At 78.2% G+C, this 3,634-nt stretch carries 5 protein-coding genes; all 5 read left to right on the top strand.

The features are described from left to right. Window positions 1-257 (top strand): CheR family methyltransferase (locus ACZJYS_RS23425; RefSeq protein WP_493180522.1); only part of this gene is annotated, 257 nt, incomplete at its 5' end. Further along, window positions 254-1,444, top strand: a complete 1,191-nt coding sequence (locus ACZJYS_RS23420; RefSeq protein ID WP_493180521.1) for a chemotaxis protein CheW — start codon at window positions 254-256, stop codon at window positions 1,442-1,444. The genes ACZJYS_RS23425 and ACZJYS_RS23420, both read left to right, overlap by 4 nt. Beyond that, complete coding sequence (locus ACZJYS_RS23415) at window positions 1,444-2,544, top strand: chemotaxis protein CheB (protein WP_493180520.1); 1,101 nt, start codon at window positions 1,444-1,446, stop codon at window positions 2,542-2,544. The genes ACZJYS_RS23420 and ACZJYS_RS23415 overlap by 1 nt, the downstream gene beginning before the upstream one ends. 18 nt (window positions 2,545-2,562) lie before the next feature. Then, window positions 2,563-3,300: a response regulator gene (locus ACZJYS_RS23410; protein WP_493180519.1), complete on the top strand. Its 738-nt coding sequence runs from the start codon at window positions 2,563-2,565 to the stop codon at window positions 3,298-3,300. Beyond that, a partial coding sequence (locus ACZJYS_RS23405) for an Hpt domain-containing protein (RefSeq protein WP_493180518.1) occupies window positions 3,300-3,634 on the top strand: 335 nt, incomplete at its 3' end. The genes ACZJYS_RS23410 and ACZJYS_RS23405, both read left to right, overlap by 1 nt.

Below are 3,634 nucleotides of genomic sequence, written 5' to 3'. Positions count from 1 at the left end.
CCGGCCCGTATGTCTCCGTGCGCGTGGCGCGCGCCAATCTGCTCGATCTGCCCGGGGCAGGCCCGTCCTTCGATGTCATCCTTTGCCGCAACGTGTTGATCTACCTGACCTCCGAGGCGCGGGAGAGGGTGCTGCGCCGGCTCCTTGCGCGGCTGGCGCCGGGCGGGGCGCTGCTGCTGGGCGCCACCGATCTGCCGCCGCCGGAGCTCGGCCTTCGCCCCTGGGCGGAGGACCAGCCCTGCCTGTGGTGCCGGTGAGCGAAACCGCGCTTCAGGCGGGCGGGCACTGGTTCCGCCTGCCGCCGGGTGCCAGGGCGGTTCCGCCGGTTCTCCTGCGTCCCGTGCCGGGCATGCCGCCGGGCATGCTGGGGCTGGCGCTGCGGCAGGGCGTGGCCGTGCCGGTCCTGGCGCCCGGTGGCAGGGCCGGCGCGGCCTGGCTGGCCTGCGAGGGCCCGGCCGGTGCCTACCTCGTCACGGGCGATGCGGTGATGGCGCCACCGTCGCCGGAGGCATCGCCGCTGCCCCTGCCGCATGTCGCCCCCCTTGCCGTGCCGCCGGTGACGCCGGTCGCGGCCCTGGCGCCCGCCCTGCCTGCGGCGCCGCGGCGGGAGGAGGGGCTGCTTCTGCATCTGGAGGGCTGGCATTGGCCGCTGCCGCCGGGCGTGCTGCTGCGCGTGGTGCCGATGCCGCCCCTGTCCTCGCCGCCCGGCCATCCACCGGGGGCGCTGGGGCTGGGTCCGGTGCCGGGCGAGGCCGGCGCGGCGCTGCTGCTGGACCCGGCCTGGCTGGACCCGGCCGCGCCGCCAGCCGGGTCCGCGCCCTTGATGGCCGTGCTGGTGCTGGAAGGCCGCCGCTACGCGCTGCCCTGCGACCACCTCGTTCCGAGGGCCGGGGGCGAGGCCACGTCGCTGCTGGCGGGGCGGCTGGCGTCGCGTCTGGCGGGGCCGGATGCCGCGCCATTGCGCGCCCTGGCGCCGCCGCACCGTGCTGTGCCGCCGCCGCCGGTGGCGCCCAGCCGGGTCCTGCTGCTGGCGCGGGTGGGGGTGCTCGACTTCGCCCTGCCGCTGGAGGAAGTGGCCGCCGTGGTGGCTCCCCAGGCGCCGGCCGCCGTGCCGGCAGGCGGCAGCCGCCGGCTGCGCGGCGTGGTGGCGCATCGCGGTGACGTGCTGCCGGTACTGGATGGCGGCGAGGCGCTGGGCCAGCCGGCGGTGCTGGCGGCGCAGCCCGCGCCGCCCCTGCTGCGGCTGGCCGGCACGCCGCCCCTGGCCCTGGCGGTGAGCGGCGTGCAGGGCCTGCGCCGCTGGCCGGAGGCCGACATCCATGCCCTGGAGACGTCCGGGCTGGTGGCGGCGCTGGCCATGGCGCCCCCCGGCGCCGCGCCCGAGCGCCCGCTGCCGGTGTGCCGCGCCGCCGCCCTGGCCGCTCTGCTGCCGGGAGACGCGTGATGATCCGCGTCCTGGTGGTGGACGACAGCGGCTTCATGCGGCTGGCGCTGCGGCGGATCATCGAGGCGGATGGCGACCTGAAGGTTGTGGGGGAGGCGGCCAACGGCCACCTCGCCCTGGAGCTGGCCGAGCGCCTGCAGCCGGACGTGGTGGCGCTCGACCTGGAGATGCCCGGGCTGGACGGGCTGGCCGTGACCGAGCGGCTGATGGCGCTGCCCGCCCCGCCCGCGGTGGTGATGGTGAGCCACCACACGCGCGAGGGCTCGGAGATGGCGCTGGCCGCCCTGGCACGCGGCGCGGCGGACTACCTGTGGAAGGGCTCGGCGCTGTCCGGCCTCGATCTCGGGCAGATCGACCGGGAGTTGCGCGGCCGGCTGCGCCACTGGGCCACCCAGCGCCCGGCCGGGTTGCCGCCGCCCCAGCCCATGCCGCCCCAGCGCCTGCCGCCCCAGCCTGTGCCGGCCATCTCCACCCTGCCGCCGCGCAGCCGTGAGGATGAGCGGTTCGACCTGCTGCTGCTCGGCGCTTCCACCGGCGGCCCCGATGCGCTGGCCGCGCTGCTGGGGGCGGCGGGCGCGCTGCCGGTGCCCTGCGTGGTGGCGCAGCACATGCCGGCCGCGCTGGGGCCGGATTTCGCGCGGCATCTGGCGGCGCGCACGGGGCAGCCCGTGGTGCTCGGCGCGCATGGCGGGCGCCTCGTGCCGGGCGAGGTGCTGCTGCTGCCGGGCGGCACGGACGGCCACCTGGCCTGCGCCCCGGAGGGCGGGCTGACCCTGCGGCTGGCGGCGGGGGCGGGGCTCGTGCATCCTTCGGTGGACGGGTTGTTCCAGTCCGCCGCCCTGGCGGCGCGGCGGCCGGTGGCGGTGGTGATGAGCGGCATGGGGCAGGATGGCGCAGCCGGCGTGGCACCGCTGCTGGCGCGGGGCGGTATGGTGCTGGTGCAGGAGGCGGCCAGCTGCGTCGTCGCCGGCATGCCGAGGGCGGCCGCCGCTGCGGCGCGCGCAGCGGGGATGGCGGTAGAGGCTGCTGCGCCTGCAGCGCTGGGCCGCCGGCTCGCCCGGCTGCTGTCCACGGCGCCCGCCTCCGGGCCCCGTGGCTGAGGCGGAAAGGAAGCGCCCATGACCGAGCCGCTCGATCCGGAACTGCTGGCGGCCTTCCTGCCGGAGTGGGAGGCCGCCGCCGCGGCTCTTGCCGGGGCCGAGGCCACCGCCGCCCCCCGCCTGCTGGACCAGCTGCGCGGCATGGCCGGCGCCTTCGGGCTGCGCTCCCTGTCCGAGATCCTGGCCACGGCGGAGCCGCTGCCGGAGCCCTTCGCGCCGGGGGCGCTGGCGGGCCTCGCCGCGCGGCTGCGGGCGCAGGCGGCGCGCATCGCCGAGGTGGGCGCGGACCTGCCGCCGCAGGAGGAGGCGCCCCCGCGGGACGCTTCGCCGCCGGAAGGCTGCCGCGTGCTGCTGGTGGATGACAGCGCCATGATGCGCCGCCTGCTGCGCGAGAGCCTGGCCGCCGATCCCGCCTTCGTCGTGGTGGGCGAGGCCGCCAACGGCCATGCCGCGCTGGAGCGCATGGCGGCGCTGCGCCCGGACCTCACCCTGCTGGATATCGAGATGCCGGAGCTGGACGGGATCGGCGCGCTGCGCGCCTGGAGCCTGACGGGGCCGGGGGCGGTGGTGGTGGTCTCCTCCGCCGCGCGGCCCGGCACGGCCCTGGCGGCCGAGGCGCGGCGCCTCGGCGCGGCGGCGGTGGTGGGCAAGCCCTCCGGTGCCTTCAGCCCGGACCTGCGGGACCGTCAGGGCGATGCCATCCTGCGCGCCGCGCGCCACGCCGCCGGCCTGCCGCCCACCGGGGAGGGGCGTTGATGCTGGGGGAGGAGGACGCCCTCTGGGCCGAGTTCGCCGCCGAGAGCGAGGAGCATCTCGATGGCATCGAGGCGGCGCTGGCGGCGGCCGCGCCCGGGGCGGAGGCGGTCAACACCCTGTTCCGGGCCTTCCACAGCCTGAAGGGCATGAGCGACGCACTGGGCGCCCAGGGGCTGAAGGCGCTGGCGCACGCGGCGGAGGATGTGCTTGGCGTGGTCCGTGCCGGTCGGCTGCCGCTCGACCCGCCCCTGGCCGAGCTGCTGCTGCGGACGGTGGACACGCTGCGCCGCCAGCGCCGGCAGGTGCTGGAGCATCGCCCCGAGCAGCCGGCCGA

Source organism: Roseomonas sp. TS2 (assembly GCF_058833935.1).
This window is presented reverse-complemented; position numbering and strand designations above follow the sequence as displayed.

What these genes read in the sequence shown, in the direction of transcription:
- ACZJYS_RS23410 (WP_493180519.1), top strand. Translation starts at nt 2,563, where the DNA reads ATGACCGAGCCGCTCGATCCGGAACTGCTGGCGGCCTTCCTGCCGGAG.
- ACZJYS_RS23415 (WP_493180520.1), top strand. Translation starts at nt 1,444, where the DNA reads ATGATCCGCGTCCTGGTGGTGGACGACAGCGGCTTCATGCGGCTGGCG.